General features: G+C 72.3%; 14 protein-coding genes. 6 read left to right on the top strand and 8 right to left on the bottom strand.

The features are described 5' to 3' along the window. Nucleotides 1-423 precede the first annotated feature (423 nt). The gene (locus ACIP8Z_RS03620) at nt 424-1,122 is read left to right on the top strand and encodes a hypothetical protein (protein WP_402078204.1); all 699 of its coding nucleotides are present in this window, start codon (nt 424-426) and stop codon (nt 1,120-1,122) included. 729 nt (nt 1,123-1,851) lie between these two features. On the opposite strand, the gene ACIP8Z_RS03615 is transcribed toward ACIP8Z_RS03620, so the two are convergent. Beyond that, a complete protein-coding gene (locus tag ACIP8Z_RS03615; protein ID WP_402078202.1) occupies nt 1,852-3,705 on the bottom strand; it encodes a SpoIIE family protein phosphatase in 1,854 nt (617 codons plus the stop codon). Nucleotides 3,706-4,013: 308 nt separating this feature from the next. Here ACIP8Z_RS03615 and ACIP8Z_RS03610 point away from each other — a divergent pair, with 308 nt between their 5' ends. Then, the gene (locus ACIP8Z_RS03610; RefSeq protein ID WP_402078199.1) at nt 4,014-5,168 is read left to right on the top strand and encodes a YbdK family carboxylate-amine ligase; all 1,155 of its coding nucleotides are present in this window, start codon (nt 4,014-4,016) and stop codon (nt 5,166-5,168) included. A 267-nt stretch (nt 5,169-5,435) separates the two neighbouring features. Here the strand turns inward: ACIP8Z_RS03610 and ACIP8Z_RS03605 are convergent, their stop codons facing one another. Both ACIP8Z_RS03605 and ACIP8Z_RS03600 read right to left on the bottom strand, forming a co-directional pair. After that, the gene (locus ACIP8Z_RS03605; protein ID WP_402078196.1) at nt 5,436-7,745 is read right to left on the bottom strand and encodes a catalase; all 2,310 of its coding nucleotides are present in this window, start codon (nt 7,743-7,745) and stop codon (nt 5,436-5,438) included. Nucleotides 7,746-7,935: 190 nt separating this feature from the next. Continuing rightward, entirely contained in the window at nt 7,936-8,838 is a 903-nt protein-coding gene (locus ACIP8Z_RS03600; protein WP_402078193.1) for a UbiA family prenyltransferase, read from the bottom strand. Nucleotides 8,839-8,844: 6 nt separating this feature from the next. Between ACIP8Z_RS03600 and ACIP8Z_RS03595 the strand changes: the two genes are divergently transcribed. From ACIP8Z_RS03595 to ACIP8Z_RS03585, 3 genes are read left to right on the top strand one after another with little or no spacing between them, the layout of a single operon-like run. Beyond that, entirely contained in the window at nt 8,845-10,002 is a 1,158-nt protein-coding gene (locus ACIP8Z_RS03595; protein WP_402078191.1) for a type III polyketide synthase, read from the top strand. 13 nt (nt 10,003-10,015) lie between these two features. Then, nucleotides 10,016-10,531, top strand: coding sequence for an isoprenylcysteine carboxyl methyltransferase family protein (locus tag ACIP8Z_RS03590; protein ID WP_402078188.1), 516 nt, complete (start codon nt 10,016-10,018; stop codon nt 10,529-10,531). Further along, complete coding sequence (locus ACIP8Z_RS03585) at nt 10,528-11,559, top strand: NAD(P)/FAD-dependent oxidoreductase (RefSeq protein ID WP_402078186.1); 1,032 nt, start codon at nt 10,528-10,530, stop codon at nt 11,557-11,559. The genes ACIP8Z_RS03590 and ACIP8Z_RS03585 overlap by 4 nt, the downstream gene beginning before the upstream one ends. A gap of 95 nt (nt 11,560-11,654) precedes the next feature. Here ACIP8Z_RS03585 and ACIP8Z_RS03580 read toward each other — a convergent pair whose 3' ends face one another. The 5 genes from ACIP8Z_RS03580 to ACIP8Z_RS03560 all read right to left on the bottom strand — a co-directional run bounded on the left by ACIP8Z_RS03580 (nt 11,655) and on the right by ACIP8Z_RS03560 (nt 19,373). Next, nucleotides 11,655-12,791: a hypothetical protein gene (locus tag ACIP8Z_RS03580; protein ID WP_402078183.1), complete on the bottom strand. Its 1,137-nt coding sequence runs from the start codon at nt 12,789-12,791 to the stop codon at nt 11,655-11,657. Between the two features lie 154 nt (nt 12,792-12,945). Then, a complete protein-coding gene (locus tag ACIP8Z_RS03575; RefSeq protein ID WP_402078181.1) occupies nt 12,946-13,545 on the bottom strand; it encodes a pentapeptide repeat-containing protein in 600 nt (199 codons plus the stop codon). A 28-nt stretch (nt 13,546-13,573) separates the two neighbouring features. Beyond that, nucleotides 13,574-18,283: a putative T7SS-secreted protein gene (locus ACIP8Z_RS03570; RefSeq protein WP_402078179.1), complete on the bottom strand. Its 4,710-nt coding sequence runs from the start codon at nt 18,281-18,283 to the stop codon at nt 13,574-13,576. Between the two features lie 2 nt (nt 18,284-18,285). Continuing rightward, a complete protein-coding gene (locus tag ACIP8Z_RS03565) occupies nt 18,286-18,930 on the bottom strand; it encodes a hypothetical protein (RefSeq protein WP_402078177.1) in 645 nt (214 codons plus the stop codon). Further along, nucleotides 18,927-19,373, bottom strand: a complete 447-nt coding sequence (locus ACIP8Z_RS03560; RefSeq protein ID WP_402078174.1) for a hypothetical protein — start codon at nt 19,371-19,373, stop codon at nt 18,927-18,929. The genes ACIP8Z_RS03565 and ACIP8Z_RS03560 overlap by 4 nt, the downstream gene beginning before the upstream one ends. 226 nt (nt 19,374-19,599) lie before the next feature. Between ACIP8Z_RS03560 and ACIP8Z_RS03555 the strand changes: the two genes are divergently transcribed. Next, nucleotides 19,600-20,352, top strand: a complete 753-nt coding sequence (locus ACIP8Z_RS03555) for a hypothetical protein (protein ID WP_402078172.1) — start codon at nt 19,600-19,602, stop codon at nt 20,350-20,352. Nucleotides 20,353-20,363: the final 11 nt, after the last annotated feature.

Here is a 20,363-nt window from a genome sequence, read left to right as displayed (position 1 = left end):
CGCCGGCAGTCCGCCTAGTCTCATGCGAACCGATGCCGATCGACGTGGGCATCGAACAGCGGACCAGAGCCGGATTCCGGCCGGCCGGCGGACGTCGGGGCGACAACCTCGGCCCGCGCGTCATCCGTACCGGGGAACAGACTCACGTACGGCCCGCCCCGGGCCATGCCATGGCCACGATGCCGCGAGCCCTTCGGAGGTCGTGCTCGCTCATCGTGAGGCACTTCGGGAGCTACGCTCAGCAAGCCCCCGACCGACCGAGGCGCCGGGTCTCTGGCGGGCAGGCGAGGTCTACTCGTTCGGGATCGCGCTTGCGACCCCCGCCGCACAAGGCAACCCCTCCAGTGTGATCACAGGCACTACCTTCGAGTGAAGATCCGCTGCCGACCAGCACATTCCAAGAGAAGAAACGTTGCTTCGAGCATGGATCCACAGCAGTCCTGGAGTCACCACAAGGTCCTGGCGGAAGAATTCTGCTTGCATGATGAACGGGTCAGATTGGCGGAAGAGGCTCTACGCGAAGCACAGATGCACCGGAGCCGCTCACTGGCGGCGTTCGCCGTCACAGTGGGGCGGGACAGGTCCGTTGCCGATCTGTTGGGCCTGCAGGAGCGTGAGGTGAGGTCCGCCCGACGCGAGGTGGGCAAGACCAGTGCACGGATCGTTGCGGGCGACCTGCTCGATCCCCCGTCGGCTTCCGACGAGAACTCCCAGGCCGCATGGTCCGGAGACCAGGACGCCGCTCTCGCCAACGGCTGGAACCAGGGGGTGGATCTGCACGTGCTCGCCGCGCAGATCGGCATCGACGTGACCAACGTCGTCGACCGGCTGAAGGACCTGTCGACACAAGGGCTGCTGCGCGGACATGATGGCGCCACAACGAGGGGGCGCCACCGCAAGCGAGGCGACACGGCCGGCTCACGCACAGTCGAGGCCACTCCGCGCCCGCACCCCCGACAGCAATCGGCGGGACGAGAGCCGGGCAATCAGGAGATGACGGAGAGCTGGGCTGCGTGGGAAACACAGCTCAGCCATGATTCGTACAACTCCGTCGCGCGGGTGATCAGTGGTGTAGTCCTGGAAGGTGAGGTCTGCTCGCCGTCTCGGTACGACCACTACTGAGCCGCGTCGCGCAGGGGTGTGCCAGGGCAGGGCGGCGCGGCTGAACGGATCATGCAGCGAGGGCGAGGTGTGCGCTCGGGGTGTGGCACTCGGTCATGTCATCGCCGCCGCAATGCCCCGCCACCCTCTGCCGGCCTTCGTCGCACCACCGCCGGTGGTGCGACGGAGTGCGACGGACGCTGCCCCGAGCGCCATTGACGATGGTCGGACCCACCTCGCTCTGCCTGCCTGGGGACGTTGCCCCCTTCGTCGTCCTCTTGGGCCGGGAACGCCTGCCGAGGAAAGAGCGCACCGGCCAGGCGTGAATGTCGGCCCGCACCGTGTCGCCCTCGTACGGCTACTTCCCCTTGCGCGTCGGACCGGGAAGGACCGGGCGGGTACCGGATCGGCACGTACAGCGAAGCGGGGCGCGTCCTCCGGGTCGGTCCAGGGGGCGTGGACACCATCGAGGACGTGCTGCGGCTCCCCGCCTCCACGGCGAAGGTCGCTTTAGGGATGGGGGTCGTCGGTGAGAACGCCTACGTGGGTGAACGGCTCGTGATCACGTCGACCGGTCTGAACGGCGCCGACGCCCAGCACGAACCCCGCATGCTCTCCTTCGCTCCTGACGACCTGCATCGACCGAACGGGCCGTTCGTCATGACGCGGCGCGCGGGAGGCGTTGTGTGGCCCGCGACGACCCAGCCAGCTCGAGAAACCGTCCGCGCCGGAAGATCGTCGCGTGATGGTTCACGTCGCAGACCTGCCAGACCGCGACTCGAAGCGCGCCGCTTCGGTGCCGCTCCCGCCGTCGCGGCGTCGCGGTGGCCGGTCGCTTGCGGGGGTACGCACGGCGAGCAGGACGACGTCGTCCTCGGGGGCCGGGTCCGCCAGCCGGTCGCTGATCCGGCGGAGCAGTTCGTCCAGTGGCCGGTGTCCGTGGCGGGCGAGGAGGGCGATGAGCTGCGCGACGGCGGCGTCCATGTCGTGGCCGCGGCGTTCGACGAGCCCGTCGGTGTAGAGCAGGAGCGTCGAGCCCGGAGGCAGCGCGCGTCGGTGCTCGGTGCGGGTGAACGGACCGAGTGACCGGTGCAGCAGGATGTCGTGCTCGAGCAGCTGGGTCACGCGCCCGTCGGGAGTGCGGAGCAGGGGCGGCGGGTGGCCGGCGTTGGACCAGGTCAGCGTCCAGTCGAGGCTGCCGTCGACGGGTTCGAGCCGGGCGTGCACCAGGGTGCCGCTGGTCTCCATGGGCAGCACCGAGCAGGCCGCGTCGAGCGCGGTGAGCGCGGTGCCGGGGCTGTGGGGCGGATGGTCGAGGGTGGCCTGCCGCAGCATGCTGCGGACCTGGCCCATGATCGTGGCGGCGTGCATGTCGTGGCCGGTGATGTCCCCCACCGTGACCATGAGTCCCGGCGTCTCCCCGTCCGAGGCCGAGGCGCGGGGCAGATGGTGGGCGTCGTACCAGTCTCCGCCGATCATGTGGTCGTCAGCGGCCGGCTGGTACCGGGCGCTGATCTCGACGTGGTCGGTGAGGGGGAGGTCGGTCAGCATGGCGGCCTGGAGCTCGCGGGCGACGGAGATCCTCTCCTCCAGGTACAGGGCGCGTTCCACCGCCTGCGCGATGTAGCCGGACGCGGCGGTGAGGGTGGCCCGCTCGGTGACGCCCACCTGGTGCCGCTTGTCCCAGCAGATCGTGAGGACGCCCAGAAGGGCGCGGCTGCCCCAGAGCGGCAGGCACAGCATCGTGGTGGATCCCATGCGGTCGAAGAGGTCGGCTGCCTGGGTGCCGTAGTGGGCGACCGTCGCCGCGCGGTCGGCCACGAACACCGGCCGCCGCCGACGCAGGGCCTGGGTGCTCGGGAGGAAAGCCGCGTCGGCGGGCAGGGCGAGGAGTTCTCGTTCCACGGTGCGAGCGCCGTCCGGGTCGGGGACCCAGCGCAGGTCGCCCTTCCCGGCGACCAGCAGCCCCACGTAGGAGGGCTTGCCGACGCCGCCGAACAGATCTTTCAGGCGCCGGCGGACGTCCTCGAGGCCGGATGTCTGAGCCAGCTCCTCCGACGCCGTCAGCAGCAGCTCGGCGTGGTCCAGTCCGGCCTGGGCCTCCTGTTCCAGCCGCTGCGCGTCACGCCGGGCGTGCTCGGCCGCGGCCCGCGCGGCCTCCAGTACCCGCTGTGCGGACCGGCTCTGGGCCGACAGGATGCGCAAGCACAGCTCGGCGGAGCACGCCGCGGCCAGGTCCTCCAGATCGGACAGCTCGTCCGTGCCCCAGGAACGGGGCTCGTGGTCGATGGCGCACAGGGAGCCCAGGACGAGCCCGTCGGCGTCGGTCAGCGGCATTCCCGCGTACGCGACGGCTCCGAGGTCCGCCACGGCCGGGTGGGTGGCGAACCGCTCGTCGGCGCGGGTGTCCGACACGATCAGGGGTTGCCCCGAGGCCACCACGCGGCGGCAGAGCGAAGGGGAGAGCGGCAGCGTGCGCCTCCCCGCCCAGGGCTCCGGCAGGCCGATCAGTCCGGGCAGGAGCTGCCGGTCCTCCTCCACCAGCGAAACGAAGGCCACGGGCACGTGGAGCATTCGTGAGACCAGCCTGGCGAACCGGTCCATCCCGGTATCGGAGGCGGACGTGAGGCCGGCGCGGTGCAACGACCGCTGCTGGGTACTGATGGGGTTCGCTCCGGATTCTCGGCCCTGCTCCGGCATCTGACCTCCGACCTCTGCTCCGTTCCGAGGCCCTCAACGGCATCGTAGGGCAGCCGGGGGCTGTCGGTCGCGCCGTGAGGCGGCGGAGGGCGCTCAGGGGCGTACGCGGACTGTCTACCGAACGATCGCGGGGGTAGACGCGAGACAGTGAGAGTGAGCCGAACGCGGCTGCTCCGGCCCGTTCGGCGAAGGGGTTTCCCATGTGTGCCACGGTGACTGTACCCGCACGTCGCATCGACCCGGCACCGGTCGGCTCGGCGCGCGGAAGCCGCCGCATGACGGTGGGCGTCGAGGAGGAGTTCCTCCTCGTGGACCGGCGTACGGGCGTGCCCATGGACCGGGGCCCCCGTGTCGTGGAAGCCGCGGGCCGGGTCCTGGGCGAACAGGCGCAGACGGAGTTCTTCGAGGCACAGGTCGAGGTGTGCACCCGCCCCACACCGACTCTGGCCGTGCTGAGGTCCGAACTGGCCCTCCTGCGGAAGGTGATGGGGGAGGCGGCGGCCGGCGAGGGATGCCTCCTCGTCGCCACGGGTACTCCCGGCGTCCCACCCGGACGTCCGCCGGTGGTGACCCCCTGCGAGCGCTACGCGCGGATGGCCGCCCGGTGGTCCTCCCTGGTGGGCAGGTACGACGGAATGGTGTGCGGCTGCCACATCCACGTCGGAGTGACCGGACACACCCAGGCCCTCGCGCTGGCCAACCACATGCGACCTTGGCTGCCGACGCTCCAGGCGATCGCCGCCAACTCGCCCTTCTCCCTGGGCCGGGACACCGGCTGGGCGAGTCACCGGTCGGTCGAGTGGGCACGGTGGCCGGGCGTCGGCCCCGCACCCCTGCTCGACGGACCGGGCTACGAACGCCTCGCCGACCAGCTGGTACGCAGCGGAACCCTGCTGGACCGCCGGATGATCTACTGGCACGCCCGCCCTTCCGAGCACGTACCGACGCTGGAGATACGCGTCTGCGACGTCAACGCCGACCTCGACGTGGTCGTGCTGCTCACCGCCCTCGTGCGAGGCCTGGCCACCGCACTGCTGTCCGACATCGGAACCGGACGCCCGCCCCCGTGCCTCCCCGACCGCAGCCTCCACGCCGCCCACGCCCTCGCAGCCCGTCACGGCCTGACCGGCGACGGCCTGGATCCCGTGAGGGGAGAGCAGGAACCGGCTCTGCTGTCGGCGCTGCGGTTGCTGGAACGCGCGGCGCCCGGGCTGGCCGCGACCGGAGACCTGGACCTCGCTTCGGAGCTCTTCGACCGGCTGCGGCGCTCCGGTGGCGGAGCCGCGCGGCAGCGTGCCGCCCACCTCCGCAGAGGACGTCTCACCGACGTGGTGAGCGAGCTGGCACGCACCACGGCCGCCGCCTGACCGGACCTCGTCCTGTACCGATGCCCGTTCCTCCTGAGTCAGACCGTGTGAGAGCGGTGCCATCCGCCGCCGCGCTTCCCGGACGGGTCCCGCGGGTCCACGCCGCCCGTGGCGGAGCCATCCTCGCCTCTTGCTCCGGCTCGCCGCGTTCGCCGTGGCGGACGCCCGGAAAGGGCGAGTGGGCCTGCCACGCTCCCCCCGGGGGGAGCGTGGCGGAGTCGGCATCGAGGCCTGGCCTGCGAGGGGAGAGGGCTTGCCTCCGTCCGGTCAGACGGTCGTGGGGAACCTCGCCCAGGCGCGGTGTTCCGCCAGGGCGCGCGTGATGTCCTTGAGAGCGGCGGCGGCGGTGGCCCTGAACGCGAGGCCCGGTCCGTCCTCCCGGATCCCGGCGGCTTCGAGGATTCGGGACGAGTCGTTCCATCCGCCGATGGCCTTGCCGTGGCGGTAGGCCTCGGCGAGCAGCAAGAGAACGCGGGGGTCGGGGCTGCCGGGCTCGGGTGCGCCGGCTTTCGCGTCGCGGGCACCATGGGCATCAGCGGCCGCCTGGGGCGTCCCGGCCAGGATGAGGGCGTCGAACTCGATGGATCGGGCGGTGGCGAAGGTGCGTTGGACCGCGACCGGGTTCTTCTCGGGCCCGAGCGTGCCGCCCGCGGGGGCGATGACGAGGGGTTTCATGCCGGATGTGAGCACCCTGTCCCTCACCGCCCGGACGCCCCTCAGGTCGCAGGAGGGATCGGCGATGATGCCGACGACCCTCCCGTCCACCGGCCAGGTGCGGCCGAGTTGTGAGAGAGCGGGACTCGGGTCGACGTTCGCGAGCGGGTGTGTCGGGGCCGGCGCGGAGAGCCCGAGGCCGGTGGCCACCTCCGCGCAGAGTCCCGGGTCGATGTTCGCGAGGACGGCGAGGACACGTTCCTTGACCGGCTGCTCGTGGCACTTGTTCAGTTCGAAGGTGTACGCGGCGATGATGTGTTCGCGCTCCACCGAGGTCATGCTCAGCCAGAACAGGCGGGGTTGGGAGAAGTGGTCCGCGAAGGAGGCGGGCGCGTCCCTGACCTTTCGCGTCGCCGGGAGTTCGACCGGTACCTCGATGAAGGCACCCGTGTCGGCCCCGGCGAGGAAGGGGCAGCCGCCGTCGAGGCTGTTGGGCCGGTACGGGGCGACACCGGTGTGCACCGCGCTCTGGTGCATGCCGTCGCGGAGCATGTCGTTGACGGGGGCGTGCGGCCGGTTGATGGGGATCTGGCCGAAGTTCGGGCCGCCGAGCCGGCTGATCTGGGTGTCGAGGTAGGAGAAGAGCCGCCCCGCGAGGAGGGGGTCGTCGGTGACGTCGATGCCGGGGACGAGGTGGCCCGGGTGGAAGGCGACCTGTTCGGTCTCGGCGAAGTAGTTGACCGGGTTGGCGTCGAGGGTCATCAGTCCGATGGGCCGTACAGGTGCGAGCTCCTCGGGGACGATCTTCGTGGGGTCGAGGAGATCGATCCCTTCGAAGGTCTGCTCCGGGGTGTCGGGGAAGGTCTGGACGCCGAGTTCCCACTGCGGGAAGGCGCCGGCCTCGATCGCGTCGGCGAGATCCCTGCGGTGGAAGTCGGGGTCCATTCCGTTGGTGATCTGTGCTTCCTCCCAGACCAGGGAGTGGACGCCGAGCGTCGGCTTCCAGTGGAACTTCACCAGGGTGGTCGCGCCCTTGGCGTCGACCAGGCGGAAGGTGTGGATCCCGAAGCCCTCCATCATCCGGAAGGACCGGGGGATGGCGCGGTCGGACATGTTCCAGAGCGTGTGGTGGGTGGCCTCGGTGTGCAGCGACACGAAGTCCCAGAAGGTGTCGTGCGCGCTCTGCGCCTGCGGGATCTCCCGATCAGGGTGCGGCTTCCCGGCGTGGATGATGTCGGGGAACTTGACGGCGTCCTGGATGAAGAAGACCGGGATGTTGTTGCCGACGAGGTCGAAGGTGCCCTCGCCGGTGTAGAACTTCGTGGCGAACCCGCGCGTGTCACGCACCGTGTCCGCCGAACCCCGGGATCCGAGGACGGTCGAGAACCGGACGAACACCGGCGTCTCGACGCCCTTTGCCAGGAACGCCGCCTTGGTGATCTTGCCCGCCGTGCCGTAGCTCCGGAAGACCCCGTGCGCGGCGGCACCCCGCGCGTGCACCACCCGCTCGGGGATCCGCTCGTGATCGAAGTGGGTGATCTTCTCCCGCAGGTGGTGGTCCTGGAGGAGCACCGGCCCCCGCGGACCGGCCTTCAGGGAATGGTCACTGTCGGGGAGCCGGGCTCCCTGGGCCGTTGTCAGGTAGGCGCCGCCCTGCGCCACCGCGGCCTGTGGGGCGCCCGTGGGCTGTCCCGTGGGGCTGAGCGTGTCGGGGCCGACCTGGTCCTGCTCGGGCGGCAGCGGCTCGCGCGGCTCGGTGGGCTCGGTCGCCTCGGGAAGCTTCGGCGCGGACCTCTCGGGGGCGGTGCGGGCCTGGCCACGTGGTGCGGACTTGGCTGTGGTGGCCTTCCTGGCCGGGGCCTTCTTGGCCGGGGCCTTCTTGGCCGGGGCCTTCTTCGCCTTCGCCGACTTCTTCTGGGCCATGCCTCGTGTCTCCCTCTGCCGGATTCCTCGGCCTGCGATCCCTTGCCGCCCGACCGGCCGGCGGCCCTCGAGCACGGGAGCAACCCTTGCTCCCGTGCGCGCCTCCGGCACGTCGGGTACGGCCGGATCGGCTAAGACCGCGTCCGGAGTGGTGAGCCGGGGTGGTGGGACAGACGTCTGCACGCCGGCCTCAGGCGATCGCGGAGCCCCGTGACAGGAGCTGCACGACGGCCAGCCCCGCGACCGCGATCGCCGCCCGGAACGGCCAGCGGCTGCCTTCACGCCACCTCGGGACCGTACCGACGGCCGCGGCGCATCCCGCTGCCGTCGCACACGCCCAGCCCGCCGCCCCTGCCGTCCCGGGCGGGCACACGGTGACGATCGCGACCGCGGCCAGCATCGTGACCAGGGAGAGCCGGCGACAGGCCACGGGGCCGAGGCGTTGAGGCAGACCGCGGACACCCGTCGCGAGATCGTCCGCGATGTCCGGCAGCGCGTTCACCCAATGGGCGCCGACACCGAGCAGGGCACTCGTGGCCACGGCCCACCAGGCGGGCCAGGAGTGCGTCGGCGGGCCGAGCGTCACGAAGGCGGGCAGGGACGCGAACCCGACGGCGTACGGCACGGGGGAGAACGGGGTTCTTTTCAGGGCCAGGTCGTACGCCCACCCGCCGGCGACGACGCCCGTGAGGTGGACGGCCGCGGCGGCGGGGCCGCTGAGCAAGGAGAGCGGTACGCAGGCGACGAGCGCCACCACGGCGGCCACGGCGGCCGTCCGCGGGCGCAGTGCCCCGGCCGCGATCGGTTTGTCCCGCCGGCCGCTGGCGGTGTCCCGGCCCGCGTCCACCGCGTCGTTGCACCAGCCGATCGAGAGCTGACCGGCGAGCACCGCCGCTCCGACCGCCATGACATCCCCCGGTCCCCGCCCCGACGTGGCGGCCAGAGCGGTGACGAACACCGTCACGGCGAGCGTCGGCTCCGGGTGGCACGAGTGGAGCAGCGTCGCGAGCCGGTGTGTCGCTCGCACCGGAAGACCAGGGAGGTATAGAGACACGGGAGCAAGGTAATCGCGCCGTCGGTCGTGAGGAGACATCCCGGAATGCGTGTCCCCACAGTCGACCGGCTCGCCCCCGACACGCCTCCGGCGGTGCGTGCCGGCGGCGCCGGCGATGCGCGGCCCGATCCCGACGGGCGGCGGAGCGTCGTCGCCGCCGTCCGTACGGCCCTGCCGGAGCACCGATACGCCCAGGACGAACTCACCGAGCTGATCGGCGACCTCTGCCTGGCGCCCGGAGCGGACCGCACGGTGCTGCGCCGCCTGCACGGGGCCGCCGGGGTGCGGACCCGTCACCTCGCCCTCCCCATCGAGCGGTACGCGGCTCTGGGGGACTTCGGCGAGACGAACGCGGCATGGATGACGGCCGGTCTGGAACTCGGGGAACGGGCTTTGACGTCTGCGCTCGCAGCCGCCGGGCTGGCCCCCTCGGAGCTGGATCTGTTGGTGTGCACCTCCATCACCGGTATCGCCGCGCCGTCGCTCGACGCCCGGCTCGCCTCGCGCATGGGCATGCGGCCGGACGTGAAACGGATTCCCGTGTTCGGGCTCGGCTGCGTCGCGGGAGCGGCCGGTCTCGCCCGGCTCCATGACTACCTGCGCGGCCACCAGGGCGAGGTGGCCGCGCTGCTCAGCGTGGAGCTGTGCTCACTCACCCTGCAGCAGCGTGACGACTCGCCGGCCAACCTCGTCGCCGGTGCCCTGTTCGGCGACGGTGCGGCGGCGGTCGTCGCGCATGCCGCGCGGGCCGGCGACCACCGGTCCGGTCGCCCGGCGGTGGTGGCCACCCGCAGTCTCCTCTACCCGGACACCGAGCATCTGCTGGGCTGGACGATCGGTGCCGGAGGGTTCCGGCCGGTGGTGGACGCCGCCATCCCCGATGTCGTGGGAGCCCGGATCGGTCCCGACCTCCGGGACTTCCTGGCCGTCCACGGCCTGGATCTGGACGACATCGGGACCTGGATCTGCCACCCCGGGGGACCGCGGATCCTCACGGCGGTGGCACACGCCCTCGACCTTCCCGACGGTGCCCTCGCATCGGCCCACCGGGCCCTGGCCGTGTCGGGAAACATGTCCTCCGCCTCGGTCCTGCGGATCCTGGAGGACGTCACCACCAACGCCCCTCCGCCGCCGGGCTCGTGGGGCCTGATGATGGCGATGGGGCCCGGCTTCTGCGTCGAGTTCGTCCTCCTGCGCTGGTGAGGAACCACGGAACATGCTCTGGTACACGCTTCTCCTGGCGGCCGTCGCCGTGGAACGCCTCGTCGAACTCGTCGTGGCGCGACGCAACGCGGCCTGGACCCTGGCCCGTCTCGGGGTGGAGTACGGCAGCGGTCACTACCCCGTCATGGTGGCCCTGCACACGACCCTGCTCGCGAGCTGTCTGGCCGAGGCCTGGCTGGCCCACCGGCCGTTCCTGCCCGTGCTCGGCTGGAGCATGCTGGCCGTCGTCGTCCTGGCCCAGGCGCTGCGCTGGTGGTGCGTCACGACCCTGGGCCCGTACTGGAACACGCGGGTCATCGTGGTCCCCGGAGCCCGTCTCGTACGGGCCGGGCCGTACCGCTTCGCGCGCCACCCGAACTACGTCGCGGTCGTGGCGGAGATCGCGGCGCTGCCCCTGGTGCACAGCGCGTGGCTGACCGCGACCGTCTTCACCGTGGCCGACGCGGCGCTGCTCGCCGTCCGCATCCGGTGTGAGAACACCGCCCTGGGGCGGGTGGGCGTGGCGTGAGCCGCACGCACGATCTGCTGATCGTGGGCGGCGGCCCCGCGGGTCTCGCCACCGCGCTGTACGCGGTGCGGGCGGGGTTGGACGTCGTCCTCGCGGAGCCGCGAGGCCTGCCCGTCGACAAGGCCTGCGGAGAGGGGCTGATGCCCGGGGCGGTCAGGGAACTGCGCGCGCTGGGACTGGACGTGCCCGGCAGGCCGATCCTCGGCATCCGCTACCGGCAGGGCCGGCACCAGGCCCAGGCGGAGTTCCGGCAGGGCCCCGGCCTGGGAGTGCGGCGCACCGTCCTGCACGCCACCCTGCACGCGGCCGTCGTCGCCGCCGGAGTCCCTGTCCTGCCGGTACGCGTGCGGGATGTGCGTCAGGACGCCGCGGGCGTCTCCGACAGTGCCACGGGTGTGCGCGCCAGGTGGCTCGTCGCCGCGGACGGACTGCACTCGCCGGTGCGACGTTCGCTGGGGCTCGGCATGCCCGGCGAGGGCGTCCCGCGCTACGGGCTGCGCCGGCATTACGCCGTGACGCCGCCTTCCTCGTACGTCGAGGTCCATTGGGGTCCCCACGGCGAGGCGTACGTGACCCCGCTCGGGTCACAGCTCCTGGGCGTCGCGCTCCTGACCTCACTGCGTGCGCCGTTCGACGAACAGCTGGCCGGCTTCCCCGAACTCGCGGCCGCTCTGCCCCGCCAGGCCGCGGTCGGCGCCGTGCGTGGTGCGGGTCCCCTCCGCCAGAGGGTCCGCTCGCGGGTCCACGGGCGGGTCCTGCTGGTGGGCGACGCCGCCGGCTACATCGACGCGCTGACCGGAGAGGGCGTCTCACTGGCTCTCGCCGGTGCCAGGGTGCTGGTCGATCAGCTGCGTCGCGGCTCACCCGGCGCGTACGAGGCCGCATGGAAGCAGGCGACCCTCCGGCACCGGTTCCTGACCGACTGCCTGCTGCGAGCTCGGCAACGCCCCCGACTGGCGGACAAGATCGTGCCGACCGCGGCCCGGCTTCCCCGTGCCTTCGCCCTCGCGGTGAACGCCCTCGCCTGAACGTCCCGCCTGCGGCGACCTCGACCACGCGGTCGTGCCGCGAGCTCCTGCGCCGTGGCCGCCCCGACGCCGTTGACGAAGTGAATCGGCTGCGATCACCCTTCCAGCCCGTGGGGACCCCAGACGTGGAGGACGTCACGGGTCTCGGACAGCGTCGACCAGACACCGCCTCCCAGCGCGGTCGGCTCGCCGCCGACCGGCGAGGGGTAGTCGATCGGCACGACACCACGCGCTCCCGTGGTGCCGACCAGCCAGTGCCGGCCCCGCCCCCACTCCTCGTCGCTCTCGGCGGTCGAGACGACAAGGGTCGTCTCGTCGATGAAGCCGCCGGCCCAGTCCCAGCAGACGTCCACCTCCTCCTCTTCCTCGTCGGCGTCGGGGTCGGTGGGAGCGTCAGGGTGCCGGGGGATCGTCGCTTCGGCGTTCCAGTCCAGCGCCTCGACGACGGTGCCGCGAGAGTCTCGTACGGCGAGGGAGTCCTGGTCGTGGGAGACGGTCATGAGCCGGTCGCCCGAGGGGCTGAGGCTCAGCAGGCACAGGTCGCCGTCCAGACGGTCCACGGTCAGCTCCGTCCCGTCCCAGCGGCCCCAGCGCAGCGGTGCGCCGTCCTGTCCTTCGCCGATGCTCAGCCCCATCTGACGAGGATCGGTCGGGTGGGGCAGGTGAACGCTGCCGGCCGCTGCGGCTTCCGCGTCGGCGCGCGCGAGCACGTGACCGGTCTCGGCGTCGATGACCAGCCACTCATCGACCGCGTCGGGGCTCAGCTCGCCCTCGGGCAACGGGCCGCGCACGTGTGCCCAGACGAGCCTGCCGTCCGCCGAGAAGCCGACCGAGCCGCTCTCCGGGTACCGGTGGTCCTGCCGGTCCGCGTACGCGTCGTACGACTCGTGCATCTCCCGGCACGCGCCGTACCAGCATCCGTGGCGGACCTCCCAACGCGTCGCACCCGACGGGTCCACCGCGCGCACGGCGTGGACCCCGGCGAAGACGGCCAGGCTCGCGTCGGGCGCCACTTCCCACGTGCCGCGACTACGGGGCCACGGAGCGGGGAAGCGAACGCTCGTCCCGGCGCGTACGACGAAGACGTCGTCCAGGGGTTGGGCCACGATCTCGGCGTCGCTCCGCTGGACGAGCATCCAGCGCCCGGGCCGCCCCGTGATCTCCGGCGGACCGGCCTGCGACGAGGGCAGGAGAGCGGGGACGGTGGCACGGAGCCGAGCGTGAACGGACAAGTGAATCTCCCAGGGCAGTTGAACTCGGGGAAGAGTACGACGTGCCTCGGACATCGGCCGAGCAGCGCGTGGTTCGCCTAGGGGCGGTGCCAGACAGTGGCGGCGAGCACGGCGAGCGGCTCACACCACACGTCCGTCCAGGACGAGATGACACTCACGGCCTCAGTGAACCGCGGCGGGTCCCTTCCAGGCGGGCGCCGTCCAGGTTCACGCCGGCCGTCCTGGCCGCGACCATGACGGCCTCCGACAGGTCCGCGTGCGAGAAGTCCGCGTCGCCGAGTTCGGCCGCGACGAACTTCACCCGGCGCAGGGAGGCGCCGGAGAGCCGGGTGCCGACGAGGCGGGCGCGGGAGAACACGGCGTCGTCCGCGTTCGCGCCGCTCAGGTCGGCGCCGCTGAGGTCGCAGAGCCCGGCGTTGACCCGGGTGAGGGTCGCGTTCACCAGCGTGGCGCCGCGCAGGTCGGTGCCCGTCAGGAACGCGTCGGTGAGGTCGCAGCCGCTCAGGTCGGAGCCGCTGAGGTCGGCGTAGCTGAGGATGACGCCCGTCAGGTCCGCGCCGCCGAGGCCCACGCCGGCGAGTGGGATGCCGGCCAGGTCGTTCTCGGTGCCCCAGGGCAGGGTCCACTCGCTCACGAGCGCGCGCCAGTCGCCGCCGCCGGCGAGGGCGGCGCGGATTCCGGCGAGGGCGGTGGCGTTCTCCGCTCGGGTCCACCGCTCGCGTACCTCGGTGGCGTGGCTGTTCTCGTCGGTCATGGGCGCACTGTTCCGTTTCTGGGGTCGGTCACGGCTGCTTGATCTGGTGCAGGAAGCCTTTCACACGGTCCAGGTGGTAGACCGTCTCGTCGTGCTTCTTGAGGAGCACTTCGAGCCCGCGCTCGGTCATGCCGTCCGGCAGCTTCTCCATCTCCTTCCACAGGGCCTTGCGGACGTTCTCCAGTCCGTTCGCGGCCTGCGTGAGGTCCTGGACGTGGTCGTACGGGGTGCCGTCCGGCCTGCGGGCCACGACCTCGCCGCCCGCCTCGCGCCGCGCCGCCGAGTAGTGGTTGTGGTTGGGTTCGGAGTTGATGCGGCCGATCGGGTCGGCCTTGATGTTCTCCAGCTTCTGGATGGCGTTCATCGCCTCGTCGCTGAGTCCGAGCCCGCGGTAGGGGGAGAGGCCGAGCGGGTCGGACCAGGTGACCGGGTTGTGGACGTAGGCGGCCGGGTTGGGGGCGGGGAGGAGCCCCAGCGGGTCGGGGGTGAGGTAGCGGGCGGTCTCCGGGTCGTACTGCCGGAAGTAGTTGTGGTGGAGACCGGTCTCGGGATCGAAGTACTGGCCGGGGAACCTGAGCGGGGTGTAGGCGGTGGCGCCGCTGTTCCACGTGGTGGTGCCCCAGAGCGTGGCGCGGCTGTGCCAGGCCACCCGGCCGGTCTCGTCGACGAGTTCGGTGGGGGTGCCGACGAGGTCGGTGGCGATGGCGAAGAACCGCTCGTCGACGGCCTCCCGCGAGGCGTCCGCGCCGAGGACGCGTTCCGTCTGGGCCAGTGGCTTGGCGTGCCGGTGGTCCCAGGTGAGGGCGACGGGGCGGGGCAACTCGGGTGCGGTCGTGACCTGTTCGCACAGGGTCGGGCCGTCCCAGGTGAACTGGGTCTCCTCGGCCACCGTCTCGCCGTCGTCGGCGAGCCGCTGCTTCGCGGTGCGGCGGCCGAGCGGGTCGTACCGGTAGCGCCAGCGCGTCCCGTCGGGCGTGGTGACGGCGGCGAGGCGGCTCTCCGCGTCCCAGGTGTACCGCCAGGTGTCCGTCCTCCCGGAGAGCGTGGCCCGGCGGCGCAGGGTGATCCGGCCGCCGGCGTCGTGCTCGTACCGGACCGCTCCGGCGCGGGTGAGGGTGGTCCCGGTGTAGCTGCGGGGGCCGGTGGCGTCCTGGCCGGGGTGACCGCCGGGCCAGGACGCGGAGGTCTGGTTGCCGGAGGCGTCGTAGGCGTACGACTCCGTCCAGCCCGCGGCGGTGACCGTGGTGACGCGGCCGGTGGCGTCGAGGCCGTAGTGGAAGGTGCCGCGCAGGGCGTCGTCGAGCGTGGTGAGGTGGCCGTCGGCGCGGTAGGTGTAGGCGCGGCGGTTGACGGTGCGGGCGCCCGCGGTCAGGTGCTGGCCGGCGAGCCGCCCGGAACCGTCCCAGGACGTGGTGAGCGCGAGGGCGTCGCCGAAGGCGCGGCGTAGTTCCCGTCCGGCCGTGTCGTGGGCGAAGGAGATCCGCCGGGTGCCGCTGGTGAGCTGGGAGAGCCGGCCGGTGGTGTCGTACGCGTAGGTGGTGACGTGTCCGGTGGGGGTGATGCGGCGGGCGAGGCGTCCGGCGTCGTCGTAGGCGTAGGTGAGCGGGCGGCCGTCGACGAGTTCGGCCTTGAGTTCGCCGCGGCGGTCGTACTGTCGGACGAGTTCGCTGTCGGGCCCCTGGGCGCGGACCATCCGGCCGACGGCGTCGTACGCGTAGGTGGTGACCGATCCGGCGGCGTCCTTGCGGACGACCCGGTCGAGCGCGTCCCGCTCGTAGCGGACGGTCTGGCCGGTGGCGGCGGTGCGGGCGATGACCTGCCCGACCGCGTCCAGTTCGTAGCCGACGGTCCGCCCGTCGAAGTCGGTCTCGGCGACCGTGCGGCCGGCCCTGTCGTACACGTAGTCCCAGGTCAGCCCCTGGGGGTCGGTGACCCGGGTGAGGCGGAGGGCGGCGTCGTGCTCGAAGGCGTGGCGCGCGCCGTCGGGGCCGGTGCGGGCGGCGAGCAGGTCGAAGTGGGTGTACTCGAAGCGGGTCGTGAGGCCGTTGGGATCGGTGTACGCGGTGCAGTTGCCCTCACCGTCGTAGGCCCATGCCTCGGTGGTGCCGTCCGGGTGGACCCGCCGGGCGAGTTCGCCGTCCTCCGTCCACTCCAGGGTGGTGACGGCGCCGAGCGGGTCGGTGACACGGACGAGCCGGCCGTGGGCGTCGCGCGCGCACCGGGTGGTGCCGCCGTGGGGGTCGCCGACCTCCAGGGGGAGTCCTGCGGGGTCGCAGCGGAAGGTGGTGACGGCGCCGGACGGGTCGGTGGTGGCGACGAGGTGGCCCCGGTCGTCGTAGGCGTAGCGGGTGGTGTGGCCGGCGGGGTCCGTGACGGCGGTGAGGTTGCCGCGGTCGTCGAACTCCTGGCGTGTCCGCCCGCCGTCGGCGTCGGTGAACTCCACGGGCAGGCCCCGGTCGTCCCGGACGGTGGAGAGGCGGCTGCCGTCGGCCCGGACGACCGTGAGCAGCCGGCCCTCCTCGTCGTACGAGAAGGCGGTCGTCCGGCCGAGGGCGTCGGTGCGGGTGAGGAGGTTCCCGCGGGCGTCGTGGCCGAGCCGGGTGGTGTGGCCGAGCGGGTCGACGGTGGCGAGGACGCGGCAGGCGCCGTCGATCAGGTGGCGGGTGACCCGTCCGTCGGCGGTGGTGAGGGTGGTGGTGCGGTGGCCGGTGGCCGGATCGGGGTGGCCGTAGGCGAGGGTGAGCTGGACGTGGCCGTCCTCGCCGCCCTCGCCGATGACCCGGTCGTGCTCGTCGTACGCGTAGTCGTAGCGGCTGCCGTTGGAGTCGGTCCAGGTGATCACCCGGTGCCGGTCGTCGTAGGCGAGGGCGAGGGTGGCCCCGGAGGGCTTGGTGACCGTGGTCAGGTCGCCATCGGTGTGGCCGTAGCGGACGAGGTCCTGTCCGGTGCCGTCGGGGAGGCGCAGGGCGAGGCGCGTCACCCGGCCGCTCTCGGTGGTGACGTCGACGTGGTAGCCGGCCGTGTGGACGAGGGCGAGCGGGGTGCCGTCCTCGGTGCGGTCGACGGTGACGGTATGGCCGTTGCGGTCCACCGTCCGTACGAGCCAGGCCTCTCCGTCGCCGCCCGGTTCGGCGCCGGCGGGCGCGGCGAAGTGCCGGGTCAGACCGGTGTCCGGATCGGTGACCGTGTAGTCGCCCGACGCGTCGAGGGCGAGCGGCCGGCGGCCGGTGCCGGACTCGGGGAGCGTGGGGAGGCCGGGCACGGGGTGCGGGTAGGGGAGCAGGAGGCCGTCGTCCGTGACGTGGACGACGCCCCGCGCGTCGATCTCCAGGCGCTCGTCGACGGTGGAGGACCACGACGGGCCGAAGAAGCGTCCGGCGGTGTAGCCGGACTCGACGCGCCGGGTGAAGGTGAGCGGGAGGGTGCCGGGGAGGGAGACGTCGGTCTGGGGCAGGAACATCCGGCCCGAGGCGAGGTCCACCGGGTCGGTCTCGTCGACGAGACGGTGGGCGTCGGGGCGGTTGTGGGTGCCGTTCGGCGATCCGTCGAGCAGGCGTCGGGCGCGGTTGGCGTCGGAGGCCAGGTCCGCTCCGTCGGCCGCGATCCGGACGCCCTTGACGGCCGCGCCGCCGCCGGCGGTGGCGGCGGTGAGCAGCAGGTCGGGGACGAGCCGGCCGAAGCCCTCCGCCGGGTCCTTCATGAAGTTGTCGATCATCTGCTTGCCCGTGCCCCATGGGTCGTTGGCCATGAGGACGAGGCCGGAGGCGAGGCTGTTGAGCTGGGTGAGGTACTCGGCGGGGTGGGTGAGGTTGTACGGATCGGTGGGGTTGACGCTCCGGACGAAACTGAGCAGCCCCGCCGTGCCCTTGACGATGCCGCCTCCGAAGTGGGTCTGCATCACCTGGAGTTCGTCGAGGCCGTCCATGGCCTGGTCGGCGTACGAGGGTTTGGGCGGGGCCGCGTCCCGGGCGGCCCGGACGGCGCTACGGGCCGTCTCGGCGGCGGCGTTGCGCTGCTTGCGGGCCTCGGCGAGGATCTCCTGCGCCTCCTGCATGCCCGCCTTGCCGGGGTCGGTGAAGGCGCCCGGCTTGGGCGGCAGGGAGGCCGGGTTCCGTTTGTCGGCGGGCTGGGCGTTGTAGCTGTCGACGGCCTTGTTGTACTGGTCGACGCTCTTGTTGTGCGCGTCGGCCGCGTCGGCGGATGCCTTGGTGCCCGCCTTCCACTTGTCGATGGCGGTCTGGGCCTGCCCCTGGGCCCACTCGACGGTGAGGCCGAAGCTCGCCAGAGCGTCGGCGGCCTTGCCGAAGGCGTCCGCGGCCTTGAACCACTTGGGCGGCTCGACCGCGACCTTCTCCCGGAAGGCGTCGGCGGCCTCGCCCTTCACGGCGGACGCGTCGAGGCCCTTCAGTCCCTGGCCGACCTTCTCGAAGGAGGACTGGAGGTCCCGCAGATGGGAGGCGGTGTCCCGCAGCTTGGAGGGGCTGCCGTAAATCAGCTTGGTCTTGTCCTCGGTCTGCCCGAGGTCCATCTCGTCGACCTCGGCACCCATCCGGTTCGCCAGTGAGCGCGACTGCTCGCGCACCCAGTCGGCGCCGGACTCCCAGCCGACGTCCTCCAGCCGGTCCGCGGTCCAGTTCCCGGCGTCCTCGACCCGGTTGCCGACCCACTCGACGCCGTCCTCGACCGCGTCCTCGACGACATCCGGAGTGATGTCGCTGATGAAGTCCCCGATACCCACGGTCAGTTCCCCCCGGTGTCCTGTTGCTGAGCCCTCTGCTCGGGGGACGGACCGAAGGTCTCGTCCACGGCACGGTCGAAGTCGCCCTGGTCCACCCCGAGGAGTTCGTTGAGGATCCGTGCGCGGCTCCCGCCCTGGCCCTCCGTGAGGACCGCCCGCCCGGTGTCCTTCCAGGTCTGGGCGGCCTCGTCCCCGGCGCGTTCGAAGGACTCGGGGCTCCAGTCGGGGTTCAGGTAGTCCGGGGTGAACACGTCGCCCCAGTCCTGCTTGACGATGTCGGCCTCGGAGGCGTGCGGGTTGCCCACGGCGGAGTTCACGGCGATCTTGAAGGTGCCCTGGAGGTACTGGTCCTCCTCCCAGACGAGGCCGGCGGCGAGGCCCAGCGCCGCCGCGAGGGTGTTGGCGTCCTGGATCTGCGCCCGTACGCCCCATTCCCAGCGCTCGCAGTAGTCCTCGAAGTCCACCGAGAGACCGTGGTGCCCGGCTTCCATGCCGGTCATCGAGAGGTCGGAGAAGCCCTTGCCGAGCACGGCTCCCGTGCCCGTGCCGATGTCACGGAGTTCGGCGGTGGCCGCGCGGATCCCTTCGGTGATCTTCTTGATGCTCTCCGCGTCGAACCGCAGGTCCTCCGGCCCGCCCCCGCTCATCGGACGTCACCGCCGTCGGCCGGCCCGTCGGCCGGGGCGTCGATCGCCACGGCGTCGGGCACGATGCCCCGGACCGGCGGGAAGGCCATCGCCCCCTCCGGATCGGCGACGTCGACGGCCACTCCGGCGGGGACGCCCAGAGCGGGGACGATCTCGTCGAGCAGCCGCGCCCCGCGCAGCTCCGCGAACTCCCACGCACCGCCCGCCCCGCGCCCGTCCTCCCCGCCGGCCGCGCCCCGGGCCCGGGCGAACCGGGCGAGGGCCGCCTCGTCGGTGAAGGCGCAGATCCAGCGCACCCCGCCGAACTCCGCCGTCCACAGACCCCCGGAGTCCACCGGGACGAGGACCAGGGCACGCCGCAGCTCCCCGACCAGATCCCTGGGGTCACCGAGCCCGGCCCGCCGCTCGGCGATCCGTTCCGCAAGTACCGTCGCTCCGCCCACCGTCCCGCCTCCCCGACGTCGTACCGGGGGCCTCCCCCGTTTCTCGGGAGTACACGCGTGCTCTCCCCGTACGGTTCCCGGATCGACCGCACGGAGGGGCCGCGTGCCCACCGCGCGCGAGGAGTCCCGACGTCACCGGACGTCCAGGGTCGCGCTGCGGCCCGCGAGCCGGTGTGAATACCATGGAATAGCCGGATCTGCCCGGGGATTGCGCGGGAGCGATGCCATGAACCTGCTGCCGATCGAGATCAAGGTCAACATCGAGGGCGATGTCGCATCGGCGCTGTCCGCGCTGGGCGGGGCGGGTGCCGCGCGGACCATGCGCCGGATCTGGTTCGCGGAGGACCGGCAGAGCGTCGCCGAGGGCCGGGTGCGGCTGCTGGACGAGGGCGTGATCGTACGGTTCAGGATCGGTGGCGGTTCGGACGAACTGACCGTGAAGTTGCGGCCGTGCGAACGGGAACGGCTGGTCGGCCGGTTCGCCGACGCGTTCGACCCCCCGCCGTTGTCGTATCGGATCGAGGAGGACTGGTCGGCGGACAACCGGGTGGTGGCCGCCTCCCTGACCCACGGTCACCCTTCGGGCGCGTTGCTGGGTGCGGTCCAGCCCGGGGCCGATTCCGCCGCGTCGATCGACCCGGTGCAGGACCAGTTCCTGGATGTCTGCGCACCCGACGTCCAGCTCGACGGGCTGGTCGCGCTGGGGCCGGTCCTCTCCACGAAGGCCGCCGACGTCGCGCTCGGCGATCTGGAGGTGGATCTGGAGGCGTGGCGGGTCGCGGGCCTGGAATTCCTGGAGGTCTCGACCCGGGTGAAGCCCAAGGACGGGGAGAGCGCCGAGGAGTTGACGGCGCGGGCCGAGCGCAGGCAACGGAAGCTGGAGGAGGCGGTGCGGGAGGCCGGGGTGACGCCCTCCGATCTCTCCGAGAGCAAGACCCACAGGGTCCTCACCGCCCTGGCGGAGGCCGGACGCCCCTGACCGGCCGAGCC

The organism is Streptomyces sp. NPDC088553, from assembly GCF_044752965.1.
GTDB lineage: Bacteria > Actinomycetota > Actinomycetes > Streptomycetales > Streptomycetaceae > Streptomyces.
This window is presented reverse-complemented; position numbering and strand designations above follow the sequence as displayed.